Here is a 906-nt window from a genome sequence, read left to right as displayed (position 1 = left end):
CCGGAGACCTTTGCAAACCGTGCCGCCTTGATCGGTGCCGAGATCGCCCGCATCGAAGGCCGCACGCTCGACGCCATGCGGCTCTACGAACAGGCCATCCGCTCGGCCCGCGCAAACGGCTTTGTCCACAACGAAGCGCTCGCCCATGAATTGGCTGCGCGCTTCTACGCAGTTCATGACTTCGAGGATATCTCCCAGCTGTATCTACGGAATTCCCGGTATGAATACGTGCGCTGGGGAGCAATTGGCAAGGTACGCCAACTGGATCAACTCTACCCTCAACTCGCGGAGCCACAGGCCGTTTCACTTCCGACGAGTACGATCGGGACACCCGTCGAACAGCTCGATCTCGCGACGGTGATCAAGGTATCGCAAGCGATATCGGGTGAGATCGTGCTGGAGAAGCTGATTGATACGCTGATGCGCACGGCTCTCGAAAACGCTGGAGCGGGGCGTGGCCTGCTGATCTTTCCGAGAGGAGGCGAGCTCCGGGTCGAGGCCGAGGCGGAAACGACCGGCGGCGATGTCGCCGTCCATCTCCGCCCCGAACCGAGCACGGCCCCCATGCCGGGAGCAATCGCCAATTTCGTCGCCCGGACCGGCGAACCCGTAATCCTCGACGATGCGGCAGCGGAAAACGACTTCAATGATGCGTACATTCGCGACAACAAGCCCCGCTCGGTGCTTTGCCTGCCGCTGATCAAGCAAGGCCGGATGGTTGCGCTGCTCTATCTCGAGAACAATCTAGCGCCGCGCGTCTTTACGCCGGCCCGCATGGCGGTCCTCAAGCTGCTTGCGTCGGAGGCGGCGATTTCGTTGGAAAATAGCCGCCTTTATCGTGACCTCGAGGAGCGCGAGGCCAAGATCCGGCGCCTGGTCGATGCCAATATCATCGGGATTTTGATC

The 906-nt window shown here is 61.0% G+C and carries 1 protein-coding gene; it reads left to right on the top strand.

Translation table 11 applies throughout. The annotated features are described in order from the left end of the window. Window positions 1-906 (top strand): GAF domain-containing protein (locus ACPYOI_RS35810; protein ID WP_481424140.1); only part of this gene is annotated, 906 nt, incomplete at both ends.

It is taken from the genome of Rhizobium sp. SVR5-2C (genome assembly GCF_056755115.1).
This window is presented reverse-complemented; position numbering and strand designations above follow the sequence as displayed.